This is a genomic window from Pseudomonas sp. TJI-51 (assembly GCF_000190455.2).
GTDB classification, from domain to species: domain Bacteria; phylum Pseudomonadota; class Gammaproteobacteria; order Pseudomonadales; family Pseudomonadaceae; genus Aquipseudomonas; species Aquipseudomonas juntendi.
Genome location: NZ_AEWE02000062.1, coordinates 24,047 through 43,723 on the forward strand (window position 1 = coordinate 24,047; position 19,677 = coordinate 43,723).

20 protein-coding genes and 5 tRNA genes are annotated in these 19,677 nt (G+C 63.2%); 16 read left to right on the plus strand and 9 right to left on the minus strand.

All coding sequences use genetic code 11. The features are described from left to right. Positions 1 to 5 precede the first annotated feature (5 nt). The 4 genes from G1E_RS14035 to yacG are packed head-to-tail and all read left to right on the plus strand — an operon-like array spanning position 6 to position 2,903. Positions 6 to 1,214, plus strand: coding sequence for a type II secretion system F family protein (locus G1E_RS14035; RefSeq protein ID WP_009682998.1), 1,209 nt, complete (start codon positions 6 to 8; stop codon positions 1,212 to 1,214). Between the two features lie 2 nt (positions 1,215 to 1,216). Then, positions 1,217 to 2,083 carry an A24 family peptidase gene (locus G1E_RS14040; RefSeq protein WP_033690441.1) on the plus strand — a complete coding sequence of 289 codons (867 nt, stop codon included), beginning with the start codon at positions 1,217 to 1,219 and terminating at the stop codon, positions 2,081 to 2,083. Beyond that, positions 2,083 to 2,706, plus strand: coding sequence for a dephospho-CoA kinase (gene coaE / locus G1E_RS14045; protein ID WP_009683000.1), 624 nt, complete (start codon positions 2,083 to 2,085; stop codon positions 2,704 to 2,706). The genes G1E_RS14040 and coaE overlap by 1 nt, the downstream gene beginning before the upstream one ends. Beyond that, a complete protein-coding gene (yacG, locus tag G1E_RS14050) occupies positions 2,703 to 2,903 on the plus strand; it encodes a DNA gyrase inhibitor YacG (protein WP_009683001.1) in 201 nt (66 codons plus the stop codon). Before coaE ends, yacG begins: the two co-directional genes overlap by 4 nt. A 51-nt stretch (positions 2,904 to 2,954) precedes the next feature. Here the strand turns inward: yacG and G1E_RS14055 are convergent, their stop codons facing one another. Beyond that, positions 2,955 to 3,638, minus strand: coding sequence for an energy-coupling factor ABC transporter permease (locus G1E_RS14055; protein ID WP_009683002.1), 684 nt, complete (start codon positions 3,636 to 3,638; stop codon positions 2,955 to 2,957). 132 nt (positions 3,639 to 3,770) lie between these two features. On the opposite strand from G1E_RS14055, the gene G1E_RS14060 reads away from it, so the two are divergent. The 3 genes from G1E_RS14060 to G1E_RS14070 all read left to right on the plus strand — a co-directional run bounded on the left by G1E_RS14060 (position 3,771) and on the right by G1E_RS14070 (position 6,087). Continuing rightward, complete coding sequence (locus G1E_RS14060; protein WP_009683003.1) at positions 3,771 to 4,400, plus strand: DUF1780 domain-containing protein; 630 nt, start codon at positions 3,771 to 3,773, stop codon at positions 4,398 to 4,400. 133 nt (positions 4,401 to 4,533) lie between these two features. After that, entirely contained in the window at positions 4,534 to 4,707 is a 174-nt protein-coding gene (locus G1E_RS14065) for a DUF3094 family protein (protein WP_033744188.1), read from the plus strand. An 84-nt stretch (positions 4,708 to 4,791) separates the two neighbouring features. Continuing rightward, the gene (locus G1E_RS14070) at positions 4,792 to 6,087 is read left to right on the plus strand and encodes an NAD(P)/FAD-dependent oxidoreductase (RefSeq protein ID WP_009683004.1); all 1,296 of its coding nucleotides are present in this window, start codon (positions 4,792 to 4,794) and stop codon (positions 6,085 to 6,087) included. 185 nt (positions 6,088 to 6,272) lie between these two features. Here G1E_RS14070 and G1E_RS14075 read toward each other — a convergent pair. From G1E_RS14075 to rluD, 8 genes are all read right to left on the minus strand, one after another. After that, positions 6,273 to 6,348: transfer RNA gene (locus G1E_RS14075), tRNA-Lys, on the minus strand. Between the two features lie 5 nt (positions 6,349 to 6,353). Beyond that, positions 6,354 to 6,430 (minus strand) — tRNA-Pro (locus tag G1E_RS14080). Positions 6,431 to 6,477: 47 nt separating this feature from the next. After that, positions 6,478 to 6,553 (minus strand) — tRNA-Lys (locus G1E_RS14085). 6 nt (positions 6,554 to 6,559) lie between these two features. Continuing rightward, a tRNA-Pro gene (locus G1E_RS14090) sits at positions 6,560 to 6,636 on the minus strand. Between the two features lie 3 nt (positions 6,637 to 6,639). Further along, positions 6,640 to 6,715: transfer RNA gene (locus tag G1E_RS14095), tRNA-Asn, on the minus strand. 462 nt (positions 6,716 to 7,177) lie between these two features. Continuing rightward, a complete protein-coding gene (clpB, locus tag G1E_RS14100; RefSeq protein ID WP_009683005.1) occupies positions 7,178 to 9,742 on the minus strand; it encodes an ATP-dependent chaperone ClpB in 2,565 nt (854 codons plus the stop codon). A gap of 172 nt (positions 9,743 to 9,914) precedes the next feature. After that, positions 9,915 to 10,655: a peptidoglycan editing factor PgeF gene (pgeF, locus tag G1E_RS14105; RefSeq protein WP_009683006.1), complete on the minus strand. Its 741-nt coding sequence runs from the start codon at positions 10,653 to 10,655 to the stop codon at positions 9,915 to 9,917. Further along, positions 10,652 to 11,614, minus strand: a complete 963-nt coding sequence (gene rluD / locus G1E_RS14110; RefSeq protein WP_009683007.1) for a 23S rRNA pseudouridine(1911/1915/1917) synthase RluD — start codon at positions 11,612 to 11,614, stop codon at positions 10,652 to 10,654. Before rluD ends, pgeF begins: the two co-directional genes overlap by 4 nt. Positions 11,615 to 11,761: 147 nt before the next feature. Here rluD and G1E_RS14115 point away from each other — a divergent pair, with 147 nt between their 5' ends. From G1E_RS14115 to G1E_RS14155, 9 genes are all read left to right on the plus strand, one after another. Beyond that, positions 11,762 to 12,781 carry an outer membrane protein assembly factor BamD gene (locus tag G1E_RS14115; RefSeq protein ID WP_009683008.1) on the plus strand — a complete coding sequence of 340 codons (1,020 nt, stop codon included), beginning with the start codon at positions 11,762 to 11,764 and terminating at the stop codon, positions 12,779 to 12,781. 94 nt (positions 12,782 to 12,875) lie between these two features. Continuing rightward, positions 12,876 to 13,106 carry a PP0621 family protein gene (locus G1E_RS14120; RefSeq protein ID WP_009683009.1) on the plus strand — a complete coding sequence of 77 codons (231 nt, stop codon included), beginning with the start codon at positions 12,876 to 12,878 and terminating at the stop codon, positions 13,104 to 13,106. Between the two features lie 183 nt (positions 13,107 to 13,289). Then, positions 13,290 to 14,054 (plus strand): FadR/GntR family transcriptional regulator, encoded by a 765-nt coding sequence (locus G1E_RS14125; protein ID WP_009683010.1) that lies wholly within the window; start codon positions 13,290 to 13,292, stop codon positions 14,052 to 14,054. 90 nt (positions 14,055 to 14,144) lie between these two features. Next, positions 14,145 to 15,347 carry an ABC transporter substrate-binding protein gene (locus G1E_RS14130; RefSeq protein ID WP_009683011.1) on the plus strand — a complete coding sequence of 401 codons (1,203 nt, stop codon included), beginning with the start codon at positions 14,145 to 14,147 and terminating at the stop codon, positions 15,345 to 15,347. 65 nt (positions 15,348 to 15,412) lie between these two features. Next, the gene (locus tag G1E_RS14135; RefSeq protein ID WP_029887332.1) at positions 15,413 to 16,273 is read left to right on the plus strand and encodes a branched-chain amino acid ABC transporter permease; all 861 of its coding nucleotides are present in this window, start codon (positions 15,413 to 15,415) and stop codon (positions 16,271 to 16,273) included. Position 16,274: 1 nt separating this feature from the next. Further along, positions 16,275 to 17,294 carry a branched-chain amino acid ABC transporter permease gene (locus tag G1E_RS14140; RefSeq protein WP_009683013.1) on the plus strand — a complete coding sequence of 340 codons (1,020 nt, stop codon included), beginning with the start codon at positions 16,275 to 16,277 and terminating at the stop codon, positions 17,292 to 17,294. After that, a complete protein-coding gene (locus G1E_RS14145) occupies positions 17,294 to 18,046 on the plus strand; it encodes an ABC transporter ATP-binding protein (RefSeq protein ID WP_009683014.1) in 753 nt (250 codons plus the stop codon). The genes G1E_RS14140 and G1E_RS14145 overlap by 1 nt, the downstream gene beginning before the upstream one ends. Beyond that, the gene (locus tag G1E_RS14150) at positions 18,046 to 18,741 is read left to right on the plus strand and encodes an ABC transporter ATP-binding protein (RefSeq protein WP_009683015.1); all 696 of its coding nucleotides are present in this window, start codon (positions 18,046 to 18,048) and stop codon (positions 18,739 to 18,741) included. The genes G1E_RS14145 and G1E_RS14150 overlap by 1 nt, the downstream gene beginning before the upstream one ends. A gap of 116 nt (positions 18,742 to 18,857) precedes the next feature. Then, on the plus strand, positions 18,858 to 19,677 hold an 820-nt coding region (locus tag G1E_RS14155; RefSeq protein WP_047149892.1), incomplete at its 3' end, for a hydantoinase/carbamoylase family amidase.

A 19,677-nucleotide genomic window follows, 5' to 3' on the forward strand; every position in this document is an offset into this window, starting at 1 on the left:
TTCGCATGACCACTACCACCCCCCTCTACAGCTGGCACGGCACCGACGCCAATGGCGCGCCGGTCAGTGGCCAAACGCCTGGGCCCAGCCCGGCCCATGTACGTGCCGGGTTGATTCGCCAAGGCATCAACGTGGCCAGTTTGCGGCCGGCCAGCGGGCTTGGCCTCAAGCTGCCAAAGCGCCGGGAAAAGGCCGACCCGGCAGGTTTCAGCCGGCAGTTGGCGACCTTGCTCAAGGCCGGGGTGCCGCTGTTGCAGGCGTTCGAGGTGATGGGGCGCAGTGGCTGTAGTGCCGCCCTGGCTGCGCTGCTGGTTAGATTGAAACAGGATGTAGCTGCGGGCCTGGGGCTGGCGAATGCATTGCAACGCCACCCGGGCTGGTTCGATGCGCTGTACTGCAACCTGGTACGGGTGGGCGAACAGTCGGGCACGCTGGACCGGCAACTGGAGCAGCTGGCAGGCATGCTGGAACAGCGGCGGGCGCTGCAGAAGAAGGTGCGCAAGGCGATGGTCTACCCGTTGCTGCTGTTGCTGACCGGGTTGGGCGTGTCGGCGGTGTTGTTGCTGGAGGTAATACCCAGGTTCGAGGACATGTTCGCAGGCATGGGCGCGCAATTGCCGGCATTTACCCAGTGGGTGATCGACTTGTCCACAGGGTTCGGCCGGTTTGCGCCGATGTTGCTGGCGCTGGGCCTGGTGCTAGGTTTTGCCGGGCGCCAGCTGTGCCGCCGGCATGCGCCTGCGCGGTTGTGGCTCGGGCGCCTGGTGTTGGGCTTGCCGGTATTCGGCACGCTGCTGGGGCAGGCGGCGTTGGCGCGCTTTGCGCGTAGCCTGGCAACCGCTTATGCGGCCGGGGTGCCCTTGCTGGATGCCCTGGGTACGGTGGCGCGGGTAACCGGGGGCCAGTTGCATGAACAGGCGGTGCTGCGCTTGCGCCAGGGTATGGCCAATGGGCAGGGGCTGAACCAGGCGATGGCGGGTGAGCCGCTGTTTCCACCCTTGCTGGTGCAACTGACGGCCATCGGTGAAGCCAGCGGCACGCTGGACACGATGCTGGACAAAGCCGCCAGCCATTATGAGGAACAGGTCAGCCAGGCGCTGGACCAGTTGACCAGCTTGCTGGAGCCGGCCATCGTGCTGGTCCTGGGCTTGCTGGTGGGTGGCCTGGTAGTGGCGATGTACCTGCCGATCTTCCAGTTGGGTAGCTTGATCTGAACATGACTTTATGGACCTTGCTGGCTGAACAGCCGGCGTACTTCTACACCCTGGCGAGCGTGCTCGGCCTGCTGGTAGGCAGCTTTCTGAATGTGCTGGTGTACCGCCTGCCGATCATGCTGGAGCGCCAATGGCAGCGTGAAGCGCAGCAGGTTCTGGGGCTGCCGACTACGCAGCACCCGCGCTTCGACCTGTGCCTGCCCGCTTCGCGCTGCCCGCAGTGCGCACACCCGATTCGCCCGTGGCAGAACATTCCAGTGCTCAGCTACCTGGCCTTGCGTGGGCGCTGCTCTGCCTGCAAGGCCCGCATCAGCCCGCGTTACCCACTGGTGGAAGTGGCCAGTGCGCTGCTGTCGCTGCTGGTGGCCTGGCGTTTTGGTGCGTCAGCCGAGGCATTGCTGGCATTGCCCTTGACCTGGTGCCTGCTGGCCCTGAGCCTGATCGATGCCGATCACCAGCTGTTGCCGGACGTACTGGTGCTGCCGATGCTGTGGCTGGGGCTGATCGTCAACGCCTTTGCCGTGTATGTGCCGCTGGGCAGTGCGGTATGGGGGGCGGTGGCGGGTTACCTCTGCCTGTGGTCGGTGTACTGGCTGTTCAAGCTGGTCACCGGCAAGGAAGGCATGGGTTATGGCGACTTCAAGCTGATGGCGCTGATCGGCGCCTGGGGTGGCTGGCAGGTGCTGCCGTTGACGCTGCTGTTGTCGTCGGTGGTCGGGGCGCTGGTTGGCCTGTGCTTGTTGCATTTGCACCGGCACGCACTAGGCGCGGCGATGCCGTTTGGCCCTTATCTGGCCATTGCGGGGTGGATTGCCGTGCTCTGGGGTGATGAAATATACGCCTCTTACCTGCAACTGCTGGGATACTGATGACCACTGCGGCGTTTACCCCCTGGATTCTCGGGCTGACTGGCGGCATTGGCAGCGGCAAAAGCGCCGCCGCCGAGCGCTTCGTCGAGCTTGGCGTGCACCTGGTCGACGCCGACCAGGCTGCGCGCTGGGTGGTCGAGCCCGGCCGCCCGGCCCTGGCCAGCATTGTCGAGCGCTTTGGCGCGGGGGTGCTGCAGGCCGATGGCCAGCTCGACCGTGCCGCGCTGCGCCAGCTGATTTTCGCCGACCCCGCGCAGCGCAAATGGTTGGAGCAACTGCTGCACCCGCTGATCGGGCAAGAGATTTTCAGCTACCTGGCCAAGGCAGAGTCGCCGTATGCGATCTACGTGTCGCCGCTGCTGATCGAGTCGGGGCAGCACCACAAGACCCAGCGCGTGCTGGTGATCGATGCGCCGCAGGCGCTGCAAGTGGCGCGTACCCTGGCCCGGGACAACACCAGTACCGAGCAGGTGCAGGCGATCCTGAAGGCCCAACTGGCCCGTGAGGAACGCTTGCGCCATGCCGACGATGTGCTGGTCAATGACGGCGACCTCGCCGCGCTGCATGAGCAGATTGACCGCCTGCACCACTTTTACCTGACTTTGAAAGGAGGCCAGCCATGAGCCAGCCATTGACCGTCGATTGCCCGACCTGTGGCGCACCTGTGGAATGGACCGAGAAAAGCGCGTTCCGGCCGTTCTGCTCAGACCGCTGCAAGCTGATCGACCTGGGTGCCTGGGCTGCGGAGGAACACAAGATTCCTGGGGCGCAGGAGTCCGAGGACGAGCTGTATTCAGGTGACCTGGAGTCGCGGCATTGAACTGATCCACCTGCCGGGCCAGGCGATGATGCACCGGCCTAGCCTGCGGGCTCAGTGCTCATCGTCCTTCCACGGCGCCTGCAAATACCGCGTGCGGTTGAAGGTTTCCAGCCAGTCCGGGCAAAACACCACCAGCGCACTGATCACCATGCCGTTGATGAACGCTTCGGGGAACATCATCAGCCACAGGTAACCAACAAAGTCGCCAAGCCACTCTGGCAGCGCAAAGCGCCCGTCCAGCCACAATAGCCCCAGCGCCACCGGCACGCAGACCAGCACCGTGAGTGCGGCAGGGAAAAACCCTGAGCAGAAGATGTAGACGAACAGGTTTCGCGGTTGTGCCCGCTCCACTACAAGGGCGCACACCTCGGTGATCAGCACCGGCAAACCCACCAGCAACAGACCATTGACCCCCAACGCCGCCAGGTCCTGGCGCCCCAGCACCAGCAGGCCCAGCTGGGCCATGAAACCGCCCAGCACGGCCAGTGGCCAGTCCAGCAACAGGGTAACCGCCGTCATGCCGATGAAGTGGTACGCCACGCCGGTATCGAAATCGCGCCTTACCAGCCACAACGCGAACAGGCAGAACACCGTGCCAAACAGCAGGTGCTGGCGGCGCCGGTCGGTAAGCAGTTCCACCCAGCGAACCTGGCTGGCGGCCCAGGCCAGCAGCGGCACGTAACCCAGCCAGCCAAGGCTCAGGGTGGTGCCAGACAACACCTGTGCGCTGATCACCTGAATAATGCCCCCTGCCGGCCTGTGGATAAGGGCAGTGTACACGCAAACTTCCCGGCCCCTTTGCGGCGGATGGCCTGCGGCCGCATGCGTGCCTCTTGCTGTCATCGATTAACGGCTAAGCTTGTGTGCATGGATGACTCCGACTACCTGCGCCTGCTGACCATTCAGGCCGAACAAGCCAATGCCTTCCTCTCCAACGCCCGCAAGTGGGAGCGGGAGCGGTGGGTGTGCCAGCGCCTGTTGCAGGGGCTGAACATTCCCTACCGCAGCGAAGACTTCACCCCGGCCGGGCAAGAGCCGCCCGACGTGCTGTTTCGCGACGCCGCCTTCGAGGTGTTTTTCGTGCTCGACGAGGGCCGCCGCCTGAATGATGAATGGCGCGAGGAGCTGCAGCGCCGGCGCAGTGCATTTTCCCTGGCGCAGCTGGTGCGCCGCGAAGCCCGCCCACGGCGCATCAGTGCCACCGAACTGCTCGGGCGGCTGGCGCCCACCTTGCGCAAGAAGGCGCGCAACTATCGCGAGCGCGGGCTGGAGCTGAACGAGCTGGACATCATTGCGTTTTCCAGCCTCAAGCGCGAGGTGCTGGACCTGAACACCCACTTCCCGCCGCCCACCGAATACCTGCGCCAGGGCTGGCGCTCGCTGTCGCTGGTCGGGCCAACCTTTGCCCGCGTGCTGTTCGCCCACCCCGATGCGCCGGATTTCCTGCGCAGCAACCTGGGGCGCAGCATCGTCTTCGACGTTGGCATCAGTCTTTGATCCAGTGCAGCGAGTGTTTGCGATGGCGTACACTCGGCGCCAGGGATAGAAAGCATTATCATTTGTTTCAAGCGCTTGCACGAACGCTGTAGCGTTTGTGCAGTCTCTTACGTCTACCTGACGAGGCCCTACCATGACCAGCCGCCTGAACCCGGAAGATCAGCGTCGTGTCGATGAGTATCTGCGAGCCCCTCAGCACCAAGTCGAGCGCCGGCCCTTCCGGCCATGGCTGCTCCTTGTGCTGGTGGTGGCCGTGACCATCGGGTTGGGCCTTGTCAGCCGCCTGCTGAGTGGACTGGTGCTATGAGCTGCCTTGCGCTCGCCCTCCCCTCGTGCAGTTTGCGGCCGCCCCCAAAGGGCAAGCATTCCGTAAACCTTATGAGATATCCCCATGACTCATCGCATCGTGATTGTCGGCGGCGGCGCCGGCGGCCTGGAACTGGCGACCCGCCTGGGTAAAACCCTGGGCAAGCGCAAGCAGGCCGATGTCACCCTGGTCGACACCAACCTCACGCACATCTGGAAGCCATTGCTGCACGAAGTGGCCGCCGGCTCGCTGAACTCCTCGGAAGACGAACTGAACTACGTGGCCCAGGCCAAGTGGAACCACTTCAACTTCCAGCTGGGGCGCATGAGCGGCCTGGACCGTGAAGGCAAGCAGATCCAACTGGCCGCCACCCTGGACGAAGAGGGCCGCGAGCTGTTGCCTGCACGTACCCTGGGTTACGACACTCTGGTCATTGCCGTGGGCTCCAATACCAACGACTTCGGCACCCTGGGCGCGGCGCAGCACTGCCTGTTCCTGGACACCCGCAAGCAAGCCGAGCGCTTCCACCAGCAACTGCTCAACCACTACCTGCGTGCCCACGCCGGCGACGTGGCCAGCGAGAAAATCAGCGTAGCCATTGTGGGTGCGGGCGCCACCGGTGTGGAGCTGGCGGCCGAGCTGCACCACGCGGCCCACGAGCTGGCGGCCTATGGCCTGGACCGCATCCAGCCCAAGGACATGCACATCACCATCATTGAGGCCGGCCCGCGCGTTCTGCCGGCGCTACCGGAGCGCATCAGCGTACCGGTGCACAAGACCCTGGAAAAACTCGGGGTCAAGGTAATGACCAATGCCGCTGTCAGCGAAGTCACCGAAGACGGCCTGAAAACCAAGGACGGCGAGGTGATCCAGGCCAGTTTGAAGGTGTGGGCGGCCGGTATCCGTGCGCCCGGTTTCCTCAAGGACATCGATGGCCTGGAAACCAACCGCATCAACCAGCTGGTGGTACGCCCTACCCTGCAAACCACCCGCGACGACAACATTTTCGCCTTTGGCGACTGTGCGGCGTGCCCGCAGCCAGACAGCGACCGCAATGTACCGCCACGCGCGCAAGCAGCGCACCAGCAGGCGTCGATGCTGGCGCAAAGCCTTAAAGCACGGCTGGAGAACAAGCCGCTGCCCACGTATGCCTACAAGGACTACGGCTCGCTGGTTTCACTGTCGCGTTTCTCGGCGGTGGGCAACCTGATGGGTAACCTGATGGGCAGCGTGAAGCTGGAAGGCTGGCTGGCGCGGATGTTCTATGTGTCGCTGTACCGCATGCACCAGATGGCGTTGTACGGGTTCTTCCGTACGGCATTGATGATGTTGGGCAGCAAGATTGGCCGGGGTACCGAGCCGCGGTTGAAGTTGCACTGACACACATGCAATAGAGGCTGCCTGTACAGGCCTCATCGCCGGCCAGCCCCCCCCAGAGGCTGCAACAGGCTCAAGGCCTTGATTTGCCCCTTGTTGGATCGGGTTTTACCCGCTCCAACAAGGCAAGGGTGCATTTTCCCGAGGCAAAGAAAAAGGGCATCTCGTAGGAGATGCCCTTTTTTGCATGGTGGGTCGTGTAGGATTCGAACCTACGACCAATTGGTTAAAAGCCAACTGCTCTACCAACTGAGCTAACGACCCAAAAATGGTCGGGGTGAGGGGATTCGAACTCCTGACATCCTGCTCCCAAAGCAGGCGCGCTACCGGACTGCGCTACACCCCGAGGTCTTTCAAAAAAAAGGGCATCTCTTTGAGATGCCCTTCTTTACATGGTGGGTCGTGTAGGATTCGAACCTACGACCAATTGGTTAAAAGCCAACTGCTCTACCAACTGAGCTAACGACCCGGAAAATGGTCGGGGTGAGGGGATTCGAACTCCTGACATCCTGCTCCCAAAGCAGGCGCGCTACCGGACTGCGCTACACCCCGAGATGGCTCCGCGACCTGGACTCGAACCAGGGACCCAATGATTAACAGTCATTTGCTCTACCGACTGAGCTATCGCGGAACTGAACTTCGGTACTACTTTCCGATTTGCTACTCCGAAGACCGTGTTCGCTTCGGACTCTTGAGCTTCGCTGCTTTCGCGTTGTAGCTGCTGAGGCCGGCTATTCTACATTCTTCGTTTTGCTTGTCAACCACTTTTTTTCATTCAACTTACTGATTTGTAAGTTGTTTTGCGGCCATCGTTACTGCTGATGATTCGCTTAGTGCCTGACAACGCGGCGTATATTAGGGGCACTCGTTTATTGATGCAAGCAAAAATTTCAAAAATTTCAGCGGGTTATCCAGACAGGCTGGGAAAGCCCGAATTTGCTGGGGCGGTGCCGGCTTCTTCGCGGGTGAACCCGCTCCTCCAGGGTTATGCGCAGGCTTCAAGGCTGCAGGTAAACGTATGACCCCCTAACAGGCCAGCGCAGGCAGCCAGGAAAAAAAAGCCCCGCAAACGCGGGGCTCATGGTGAAGCAGGTCAGCCAAAGACGATTTCGTCGCCTTCCACCTTGGCAGTGATCGCGGTCCCCGGCATGAACTTGCCTGCCAGGATCAATTGCGCCAGCGGGTTTTCGATCCAGCGCTGGATCGCCCGTTTCAGCGGGCGGGCACCGTAGACAGGGTCGTAACCCACGGCGATCAGCTTGTCCAACGCTTCCGGGCTCAGGCTCAGCGACAACTCGCGCTCCAGCAGGCGGCTGCGCAGGCGGCCCAGCTGTATCTCGGTAATGCCGGCGATCTGCTCGCGGCCCAGCGGCTCGAACACCACCACTTCGTCGATACGGTTGATGAACTCCGGACGGAAGTGCGCCCCTACTGCATCCATCACTGCCGCACGCTGTGCCTCGCGGTCGCCGACCAGCTCCTGGATCTGTGCCGAGCCCAGGTTGGAGGTCATCACGATCACCGTATTGCGGAAGTCCACGGTGCGCCCGTGGCTGTCGGTCAGGCGGCCGTCTTCCAGCACCTGCAGCAACACGTTGAACACATCCGGGTGGGCCTTCTCCACCTCGTCCAGCAGCACCACCGAGTAGGGCTTGCGCCGTACCGCCTCGGTCAGGTAACCGCCCTCTTCGTACCCTACGTACCCGGGTGGCGCACCAATCAGGCGAGCCACGGAGTGTTTCTCCATGAATTCGGACATGTCGATGCGGACCATGGCCTCTTCAGTGTCGAACAGGAACTCGGCCAGTGCCTTGCACAGCTCGGTCTTGCCCACACCGGTAGGGCCCAGGAACAGGAACGAACCACTTGGCCGGTTGGGGTCGGACAACCCGGCACGTGAGCGGCGCACAGCGTTGGCCACGGCGGTTACCGCTTCGCCCTGCCCGATCACGCGCTGGTGCAGCAACGCTTCCATTTTCAGCAGTTTTTCGCGCTCGCCCTCCAGCATCTTGGATACCGGAATACCGGTCCACTTCGACACCACCTCGGCAATCTCTTCCTCGGTCACCTTGTTGCGCAGCAACTGGTTCTCGGTCTTGCCGTGCTGGTCGACCATCTGCAGGCTGCGCTCCAGGTCCGGGATTACCCCGTACTGCAGCTCGGCCATGCGGCTCAGGTCGCCCTTGCGGCGGGCAGCTTCCAGCTCCTGGCGGGCCTGCTCGATCTTTTGCTGGATCTGCGCCGAGCCCTGTACTTCGGCTTTCTCCGAAGCCCAGATTTCTTCCAGGTCGGAATACTCGCGCTCCAGCCGTTCGATTTCTTCGGTCAGCTTCTCCAGGCGCTTCTTCGCTGCCTCGTCTTCTTCCTTCTTCAGCGCCTGCGATTCCACTTTCAACTGGATCAGCCGGCGATCGAGGCGGTCGAGCACTTCCGGCTTGGAGTCGATCTCCATGCGGATGCGGCTGGCCGCTTCGTCGATCAGGTCAATGGCCTTGTCCGGCAACTGACGGTCGGTGATGTAGCGGTGGCTGAGTTTGGCCGCAGCGATAATGGCACCGTCGGTGATGGCCACCTTGTGGTGCACTTCGTAGCGTTCTTTCAGGCCACGCAGGATGGCGATGGTGTCTTCTTCGCTCGGTTCCTCTACCAGCACTTTCTGGAAGCGGCGCTCCAGGGCGGCGTCTTTCTCGATGAACTGGCGGTACTCGTTCAGCGTAGTGGCGCCCACGCAGTGCAGTTCGCCACGGGCCAGGGCCGGCTTGAGCATGTTGCCTGCGTCCATGGCACCCTCGCCCTTGCCGGCGCCAACCATGGTGTGCAGTTCGTCGATGAACAGAATGATCTGGCCTTCCTGCTTGGACAGCTCGTTCAGCAGCCCTTTCAGGCGCTCCTCGAACTCACCGCGGTACTTGGCACCCGCAATCAGCGCGCCCATGTCCAGCGCCAGCAGGCGTTTGCCTTTCAGGCCGTCGGGCACTTCGCCATTGATGATGCGCTGGGCCAGGCCCTCGGCGATGGCGGTCTTGCCCACGCCGGGTTCGCCGATCAGCACCGGATTATTCTTGGTACGGCGTTGCAGCACTTGGACCGTACGGCGGATTTCGTCGTCACGGCCAATGACCGGGTCCAGCTTGCCTTCTTCGGCACGCTTGGTCAGGTCGACGGTGTACTTGTCCAGCGCCTGGCGCGACTCTTCGGCGTTGGCGTCATTCACCGCCGCGCCACCGCGCAGGTTGTTGATGGCATTTTCCAGGGCCTTTTTGCTGACACCCTGGCTGAGCAGCAACTTGCCCAGCTTGCTGTTCTCGTCCATGGCGGCCAGCAACACCAGCTCGCTGGAAATGAACTGGTCGCCCTTTTGCTGGGCCAGGCGGTCGGCCTGGTTGAGCAGGCGCGCCAGGTCCTGCGACATGTTCACGTCGCCGGTGGGGTTCTGGATTTTCGGCAGCTGGTCGAGTTCTTTCACCAGTGCCTGGCGCAGGCTATTGATATCGAAGCCCACTTGCATCAGCAGTGGCTTGATCGAGCCGCCCTGCTGTTCGAGCAATGCCTGCAACAGGTGCACGGGCTCGATGGCAGGGTGGTCCATGCCTACGGCCAGGGATTGGGCATCGGATATTGCAAGTTGCAGCTTGCTGGTCAAACGGTCTATTCGCATGGTGTACCTTCCTTTAAAGGGCAGGTCGGAGCGATGGACAGCGCCTGTTTATAAAGAAACCTGCCTGAGATGCCTTTATAGATAAGGCTGATTCTGGAAGATTCAAGCGTAGCGGGGTTGACCGGGATCAACGGGTTGGATTAGCGCTTGGGGCAGGCGGTGCCCATCAAGGCTAGAGCGGCTGCAACCACACCAGCGAAGCGAAGCGGCCACCCTGCGGCGTACGGCGGTAGGAGAAAAACCGCTCGTCACTGACCGTGCACCAGCCACCGCCATAAACAGCCGATACCCCACGGGCCGCCAGGCGAATGCGCGCCAATTCGTAGATGTCTGCCATCAGCTTGCCTGGCCGCTCGCCCTCGACAAAAGCCCGGGCGGCTTCAGGGTGCACGGCAGTAAAGGCATCGCGCACTTCCAGCCCCACTTCGAAGGCCTTGGGCCCGATCGCCGGCCCCAGCCACACCAGCACCTCCTGGGGCGCCAGCGCCAGGCGGTCGAGGGTGGCTTCCAGCACGCCACCCGCCAGCCCGCGCCAGCCCGCATGCGCCGCCGCCACGCGGGTGCCCGCACGGTCACAGAACAGTACAGGCAGGCAGTCGGCCGTCATCACGGTGCAGGCAATGCCGGGCTGGCTGGTGCAGCTGGCATCGGCCTCGGCTACCACGGCCGGGTTGGCATCCGCCACCTCCAGCCCATGCACCTGCTTGAGCCAGGCTGGCTGGATGGCGAACTGCTCGCGCAGGCGGCGACGGTTTTCGGCAACCGCGGCAGGGTCATCCCCCACATGGTCACCCAGGTTGAACGTGGCGTAGGGCGGCAGGCTCACACCGCCCTGACGGGTGGTGACACAGGCGCGTACCGAGGCCGGGGCTGGCCAGTCGGGAAACAGCAGCGTCTGCGCCAGGTCACTCATCCGATGAAGCTCTCACGGTCCTGGTTGAGCAGCGACAGCAACCAGACGAAGTCGTCGGGCAGTGGCGACTCCCACTTCATGACTTCACCGGTGATCGGGTGGGCCAGGGCAAGGAACCGCGCGTGCAGCGCCTGGCGCGGGAAGCTTTTCACTGCCTCGACCATGGTTGGGCTGGCAGCCGGCGGAATGCGGAAGCGGCCACCGTAGGTCTGGTCGCCGACCAGCGGAAAGCCCACATGAGCCATGTGCACGCGGATCTGGTGGGTGCGGCCGGTTTCCAGCTTGACCCGTACATGGGTGTGCGAGCGGAAGCGCTTGAGCACCCGGTAGTGGCTGACGGCTGGCTTGCCGCCGTCGGTGACCGCCATGCGCTGGCGCATGCCGCCGTGGCGACCGATCGGGGCGTCGATCTTGCCACCGGCGGTGACCACGCCGATGACGATGCACTCATAAATGCGGCTGACCTTGCGCGCCTGCATCTGCTCGACCAGCTTGGTCTGCGCCTGCAGGGTCTTGGCCACCACCATCAGCCCGGTGGTGTCCTTGTCCAGGCGATGAACGATACCCGCACGCGGTACGTTGACGATGTCTGGCACGTGGTGCAGCAGCGCATTGAGCAGGGTGCCGCTGGCGTGCCCGGCAGCCGGGTGCACGACCAGCCCGGCGGGCTTGTTGATGACCATGATGTGGTCGTCTTCGTAGACGATATCCAGTTCGATATCTTCTGCTACCCACTCACCCTGGGCTTCCTGTTCGGCCTGCAGGGCAAGCTGGGAGCCACCGTGAACGAGGTCGCGAGGGCGCACGACGGCACCATCGACCGTCAGGCGGCCCTCTTTGATCCACGAAGTTAGCCGCGAACGCGAGTACTCGGCGAACAATTGGGCGGCGACCTGGTCGAGGCGTTGGCCGCCCAATTCGGACGGGACCTCTGCGCTAAGTTGAATGATCTCGGACATGCTCGATTCGGCGGGCGCACAGCCTTTGGTTTCGGCTGCGAGCTTGTGGTTAAATACGGCTTCTTTTGTCCCGGGGTTGGCCGGGGCGCTCATCATAACAGGACGGCACCGCCCAAAACAGCGGCCGTCAAAGGGACGCAAGCCGCCATGCAAGTGAAACACCTGCTGCTGATCGCCATCCTTGGGCTCACCGCGGCCTGTTCCTCGAATAAGGAAGTCATCGACGAGAACCTCAGCGAGGCCGAGCTGTACCAGCAGGCCCAGGCTGATCTGGACAACTCCAGCTACACCAGCGCCGTGAACAAGCTCAAGGCCCTGGAGTCGCGCTACCCGTTCGGCCGTTATGCCGACCAGGCGCAGCTCGAGCTGATCTACGCCAACTACAAGAACGCCGAGCCCGAGGCGGCCAAGTCGGCTGCCGAGCGCTTCATTCGCCTGCACCCGCAGCACCCGAATGTGGACTACGCCTACTACCTCAAGGGCCTGACCTCGTTCGACCAGGACCGTGGCCTGCTGGCGCGCTTCCTGCCGCTGGACATGACCAAGCGTGACCCGGGTGCTGCCCGCGACTCGTACAACGAGTTCGCCCAGCTGACCAGCCGCTTCCCCAACAGCCGCTACGCGCCCGATGCCAAGCAGCGCATGATCTACCTGCGCAACCTGCTGGCGTCGTACGAAATCCACGTGGCCGACTACTACCTGAGCCGCCAGGCTTACGTGGCTGCCGCCAACCGTGGCCGCTACGTGGTCGAGAACTTCCAGGAAACGCCTTCGGTCGGCGACGGCCTGGCGGTAATGGTCGAGTCGTACCAGAAGATGCACCTGGACGAACTGGCCGCCACCAGCCTGGAAACCCTCAAGCTCAACTACCCGGACCACCCAAGCCTGGTCGATGGCGAGTTCCAGCCCAAGCAGACCGAGTCTGACGGCCGCGGCTGGCTGTCCAAGGCCACCCTGGGCCTGATCGAGACCGACACGCCGCTGCCGCCGGGTGAAACCCGCGCCAATCAGGACGTGGTCAAGCAGTTCCAGGACGCGCGCGACGAGATGCCGCAAGAGCTGCTGCCCAAGGATGAAAACGGCGACCCGATCGTGCCCGAGGGCCCGAAAGAGGCCGAGAAAGACCGCTCTTGGTTCAGCTACATGACCTTTGGTCTGTTCGATTGACCGACCGCGGTAAATGAAAGGGAGGCCTTGGGCCTCCCTTTTTTATTGGCTGCATCCTAGACTGTCGGCTTCTTCCATCAACAAGCTGGACACCATGGTTCGCCTACTTTTCTGGATCGCCCTGATCGCCGCCGCGTTCTGGCTGTGGCGCAAATTCAAAATCAGCCAGCAGTCGCGCCCCGACGCCAAGCTCGATGCGCCACTGACGATGGTGCGCTGCGCCCATTGCGGCGTGCACCTGCCCAATGATCGGGCGCTGCAGCAGGGCAACGAGTGGTATTGCAGCCAGGCCCACCTGCAGCAAGGTCCTGGCCGCCAAGGCTGAACAAAGAGCCCTGTGGGAGCAGGTTTACCCGCACCCACAGGGTCTGCAGTCCATACACCTCTTCACATATCCCTCCCCGACCCTTTCACACCAAATACGACCCCTCCCCCTCCCCCAGCATTGACCCACCCCGGCAAAATTCGCTAAATCCTATTTATCCGCATAAATATGAAAAATAGCGAAATGCTCAAACCCAAACGCAGGCGCCAAAAGCTGTCGGATGTGATCGTCGAATCGGTCAAGCGCTCGATCGTCACCGAAGCGCTGCACCCCGGCGACCGCCTGCCCACCGAGCGTGAACTGATGGAACACTTCGAGTGCTCCAAGGGCACTGCCCGCGAGGCACTCAAGGCTCTTGAGGTCGAAGGCCTGGTCAGCACCCGCACCGGCCCTGCCGGTGGTGCCTACCTGGCCGAGGTCGGCACCGAGCCCGCCAGCCGAGCGCTGCGCAACTACCTGCACTTTCAGCACCTGGACGGCGAGCAGGTGTACCAGCTGCGCAAAGTCATCGAGGTCGAGTTGGCAGTGTCGGTAATGGGCCAGCTGAGCGAAGCGGACTATGCCGCGCTTGAGGCCAACATCGATTTCTGCAGTGCGCCGGAAGACAGCGAAGAGGGCCAGCGCGAACAGCGCCTGGCGGAGCTGGAGTTCCACACCCTGCTGGCCCACCGCTGCCCCAACCCGTTGCTGCGCTTTATGGCGGTGTTCCTCAACGACCTGCTGCGCGACCTGGTGGTGCTGAAAAAGGCCTACCTGCCCAAGCGCCAGCAGTTCGCCGCAGCCAACATCGACTACCACAAACAACTGCTGAGCGCCCTGCGCGCCAGTGACGAGCCCAGCGTACGCCGGCTGATGCACGAGCACATGTGCGACGCCGAACACCACATGACCGCACTGGAGGGCGAGGTCGCCCGCCACTTCCTGCTGGAGTTCAACCACCACCACTGATCCGCCTGGAAAGAGGCCTGCTCACAGGCCCGGCCGTACCCGCTTTGTCATTGCCACTCCTGCCTAATAACCACAACCAAGGAGTTACCCATGCAAAGACGTACCCTGCTCAAGGCAGGCCTTGCCCTGGGTGCCTTCGGTAGCCTCCCCTTGGGAGCACACCGGGCATTCGCCGATCAACCGTTGACCTTCTATGGGCTCAAGTCCATGTCGGGTGCCTTCGCCAGCTACGGCAAGTACGCCGACATGGGCTCGCGCCTGGCCATCGCCGAATACCCGCAGTTGCTGGGGCGCCCGCTCAAGTACAAAGTCATCGACACCGAAGGCAACGCCGGTAAGGCCGTGCGCAAGGTACAGGAAGCCATTGGCCAGGATGGCGCCCGCTTCTTCCAGGGCTGCACCTTGTCGTCTTCGGCGCTGGCGGTTTCCAAGGAAATACACAAGGCCGGTGGCGTGTTCATGACCCCGGTGGGCGCCGACGAAATCACCGGCAAGGACTGCAACGCCTCGACCTTCCGCTGGTCGGTGCCGACCTACGGCGCCATCCGCGAAACCCTGGTGCCGATGATTCGCCAACTCCCGCAGGCCAAGCGCTGGTACACCATCACCCCGCAATACGTGTTCGGCGACGCGCTGCTGGACAACGCCCGCAAAGTCTTCGCCGAGCAGGGCGTGGAACATATCGGCAACAGCTATCACTCGCTGCAAGAGCAGGAATTCTCGGGTTACCTCACCAATGCCATCGCGGCCAAACCCGACGTGCTGGTGCTGCTCAACTTCGGCAGCCAGGCCTCCAACGCGCTGCGCCAGGCGGTCAACTTCGGCATCAAGGACCGTATGAAAGTGCTGATGGTGTGGTCAGCCGGCCTCGACCAGTTCCAGGAACTGGGCAGCGACGTGCTCGAAGGCGTGTACCTGGGCGCGCAGTACTGGCACCAGGTGGATACGCCGCTGAACCAGCAACTGGTTGCCGCCACCCGCAAGGCCTACGGCATCAACCCCAACTACCCGCTGGCCGCCGACTACATCGGCACCAAGGTCATGCTCGAAGCCATCGTCAAGGCCGGCAGCCTGGACGGGGCCGCCGTCTCTGCAGCACTGCAGGGCATGCGTTTCCAGGGGCCGACCGGCGACGAGCTGATCCGCCCGGGCGACCACCAGGTGCTCAAGGATTACTACCTGCTGCGCGGCAAGCCCCAAGGGCAGATGCGCGACGAAGACGACCTGGCCGAAGTCATCAGCTCGGGCCGCTCGTTCGTCGAGCCCGACCACACCGGTTGCGCCTTGGCCTGAAGCCGCGGCGTTAGTCACTCACACTCGTACAGGCAGCCGCGCCGCGCGCTGTCGAGGGCACGCTCATGCTCGATTTGTACCTGTTCCAACTGCTCAACGGCCTGGGCCTGGGGATGATCTACTTCCTCATCGCCGTAGGCCTGACGATCATTTTCGGCTTGCTCAACTTCGTCAACTTCGCCCATGGTGCGTTCTTTCTGCTTGGCGCCTACCTGTGCTACACCGCCGTGGCCATCACCGGCAGCTTCTGGCTGGCGCTGCTGATCGCCCCTCTGGTGGTGGCCGCCCTGGCCTGGGCGGTCGAGCGCCTGTTGATCAAACGCATCTATCACCTGCCACACACCTTCCAGATCCTCGTTACCCTTGGCATCGCCCTGATCATTCAGGAAGCCTCGGTGCTGATCTGGGGCCCGGTGGGCAAGAACATCGCCGTGCCGCCCGAGCTGCGAGGGGTGTTGATCCTGGGTGACTTCATCTACCCGTACTACCGCCTGTTCCTGATCGGTTTTGCCGCACTGATCGGCGTTGGCCTGTGGCTGCTACTGGAACGCACCCGCTTCGGCGCCCTGGTGCGGGCCGGCAGCGAGAGCACCGAAACCGTGTCGCTGCTGGGTACCAATATATTCCGCCTGTTCTCCCTGACATTCGCCCTGGGCGTAGGCCTGGCCGGCGTGGCCGGTGTGCTGTTCGCGCCGCTGCGCGGTGCCCAGCCCTTCGTCGGCCCGGAAATCCTCGGCATCGCCTTCGTGGTGGTGGTGATCGGCGGCATGGGCTCGTTTGGCGGTGCGCTGGTCGGCGGCCTGTTGGTGGGTGTGGTGCAAAGCATGATGACCAGCCTATGGCCACAAGGCGCCAGCCTGATGATCTACGGCGCCATGGCGGCGGTGATCCTGGTGCGTCCGTATGGCCTGTTCGGGAGAGCCTGAGATGAGTGAAAAAAACCCTTTGCCAGTCGCCAGGGGCCGTGCCCCGGCACTGCTGTTGCTGGTGGTCGCCAGCCTGGTGGCGCTGCCGTTGCTGCTGCCATCAGCCACCCTGGCCACTGAAATCCTGATCTTTGCCCTGGCCGCGCTGGCTTGCAACCTGTTGCTGGGCTACACCGGCCTGCTGTCGTTCGGCCAAGGCATCTTCTTTGGTGTGGGCGCCTATGGCGCGGCATTGCTGATGATCCACCTGCAGTGGGGCATGTTCGCCGCGCTGCTTGGCGCCGCTGTATTCGGCGCCTTCCTCGCGCTGCTGGTGGGCGCCCTGGCCATACGCCGCACGGGCATCTACTTCGTCATGCTGACCTTGGCCTTCAGCCAGATGGCCTACTTCCTGGCCTATACCCTCAGTGGCTGGACCGGCGGCGACAACGGCCTGCTCGACGTACCACGGCCGAACATCGAGATCGCCGGCCATATGCTGGTCGACCTGGCCGACCCGCGGCACTTCTATGTGTTTGTCGCCGTGCTGTTCCTGCTGATCTTCGCCGGCGCCCTGCGGGTCATTCGCTCGCCGTTCGGCAGCACCCTGCTGGCCATCCGCGAGAACGAGACCCGCGCTGCTGCCATCGGCTATGACACCCGCCATTTCAAGATCCTGGTGTTCATGCTGTCGGGCGCCATCACCGGGATTGCCGGGGCGCTGTACGCCATGCTGCTGCATTTTGCGCCGCTGTCGAACATCGACCTGATGATGAGCGAGAACATTCTGATCATGACCATTGTCGGCGGTACCGGCTCGCTGTTCGGCTCGCTGCTGGGGGCCGGTGCCATCGTGCTGTTGGGCGATGTGCTGTCCGAACTGTGGCCACGCTGGCTGATGCTGCTTGGGGTGATCCTGATCCTGGTCGTGGTGTTCATGCGCGGTGGCCTGTGGGGCGGCCTGGCCGAACTGGCCAAGCGCCTGCTCGCTAGCCGTGCCTCCCACGACAAACCCCAGGCCAAGACCAAGGAGACCTTGTGATGAGCGACTACCTCCTGCAAACCCGCCAGCTGGAGTTGGCATACGGGCCGTTCAAGGCGGTCGCGGGCGTGGACCTCAACGTGCGCGCCGGCACCATTCACACCGTTATCGGGCCCAACGGCGCCGGCAAGACCAGCCTGTTCCACTGCCTGACCGGTGAGCGCCAGGCCACCGCCGGCAAGATCCTGTTCAATGGCCAGGACATCGTCCGCAAGCCGTCCCACGGCCGTGTGGCACTGGGCATGGCGCGTTCGTTTCAGCTCACCAGCCTGTTCCAGAACCTGTCGGTACGCGAGAACCTGCGCCTGGCGGCCCAGGGCCGCGATGGCCTGGGCGCGCTGAACTTCTGGCGTAGCGTCGAGCATAAGCGCAGCCACTGGAACACCGCCGACCAGGTACTGGAGCGCCTGCAGCTGACTGGCCGCGCCAACACCCTCGCCGGCGAGCTGTCGCACGGCCAGCAACGTGTGCTGGAAGTGGGCATGTCCATCTGCGCCAAGCCGACCCTGCTGATGCTCGACGAACCCACCTCGGGCATGGGCATTGATGACATCCCGGTCATGACCGACCTGATCAGCGACCTGGGCCGTGACCATACCGTGCTGTTGATCGAGCACAACATGAGCATCGTCATGTCGATCAGCCAGCGCATCACGGTAATGAGCCACGGCCAGATCCTGGTCGAGGGTACCCCTGAACAGGTGCGCAACGACGAACGCGTGCGCACTGCATACCTTGGTGAGGCCGCCTGATGCTCAACGTCGATTCGATCCATTCCTACTACGACAAGAGCCATGTGCTCGAAGGCGTCTCGCTCAAGGTCGAGGCAGGCGAACTGGTCACACTGCTTGGGCGCAACGGTGCCGGCAAGACCACCACCTTGCGCAGCATTCTTGGCATCGTTCGCCCTCGGCAGGGGCAGATCAGCTTCAACGGCCAACAGTTGGTCGGCCGTGAAATCTTCGACATTGCCCGGCTGGGCATTGCCCTGGTGCCAGAGCACCGCGGCATTTTCCGCCAGCTCAGTGTCGAGGAGAACCTGAAGATCGCCGTGCGCAAGACCAGTCGCTGGCAGCTGGAGGACGTGTACAGCATGTTTCCGCGGCTGAAGGAGCGGCGCCGTAACGGTGGCTTCGCGCTGTCCGGTGGCGAGCAGCAGATGCTGGCCATCGCCCGCGCGCTGCTCAACGGGCCCAAGCTGCTGATCCTCGATGAACCGACTGAAGGTCTGGCGCCGGTGATTGTCGACGAGCTGGTGAAGATTCTGCGGCGCATCAAGGACGAAGGGCTGTCGATCCTGCTGGTGGAGCAGAACCTGATGGTCTGCGATGCCCTTGCAGACCGCCACTACGTGCTGGAGCAGGGTCGGGTTGCCTACCAGGGCAGTGCGGCGCAGTTCCGTGAGGACCCGAGTATCAAGAACCGTTATCTGGCCCTGAGTGCCTGACCCAGACCTGCTTTTCTGTACCGGCCTCTTCCAAGGACTATGCAGGACCTGTGGGAGCGGGCAAGCCCGCGAAGAGGCCGGTACCAGCAACCCGATACTTTCAGGAGAGATGAACCATGAACACCCGCATCGATCCCCCGCAGCACCTGCTTGCCCAAGGCCCGCTGGTCAGCCGCGAACGCCTCTGGCAATCGCTGATGGACCTGGCCCGGCTCGGCGCCACCGCCAAGGGCGGCGTGTGCCGCCTGGCCCTGACCGACCTTGACCGCCAGGCCCGCGACCTGTTCGTACGCTGGTGCGAAGAAGCCGGCTGCACCGTCAGCGTCGACGCCATCGGCAACATTTTTGCCCGCCGCCCCGGCCGCAACCCGGCCCTGCCGCCTGTCATGACCGGCAGCCACATCGACACCCAGCCCACCGGTGGCAAGTTCGATGGCTGCTACGGGGTCATGGCCGGCCTGGAAGTCATGCGTACCCTCAACGACTTGAAGCTGACCACCGAAGCCCCACTGGAAGTGGTGGTGTGGACCAATGAAGAAGGCTCGCGCTTTCCACCGTGCATGATGGGTTCTGGGGTATTCGCCGGTAAGTTCGACCTGCAGCAGACCCTGGACAAGGTCGATGACCAGGGCCTGTCGGTGGGGGCCGAGCTGCAGCGCATCGGCTATGCCGGCCCGCGCGTACCTACCGGGCATGCCGTGGGTGCCTACTTCGAAGCGCATATCGAGCAAGGCCCGATACTGGAAGACCAGCGCACGACCATCGGCGTGGTACAGGGCTGCCTGGGGCAGAAATGGTTCGACCTGGTGCTGACCGGTGTAGAAGCACATGCAGGCCCCACCCCCATGCACTTGCGCAAGGATGCGCTGGTCGGTGCCGCCGAGGTCGTGGCTGCGGTCAACCGTGTTGCCCACGCCCACCAGCCGCATGCCTGCG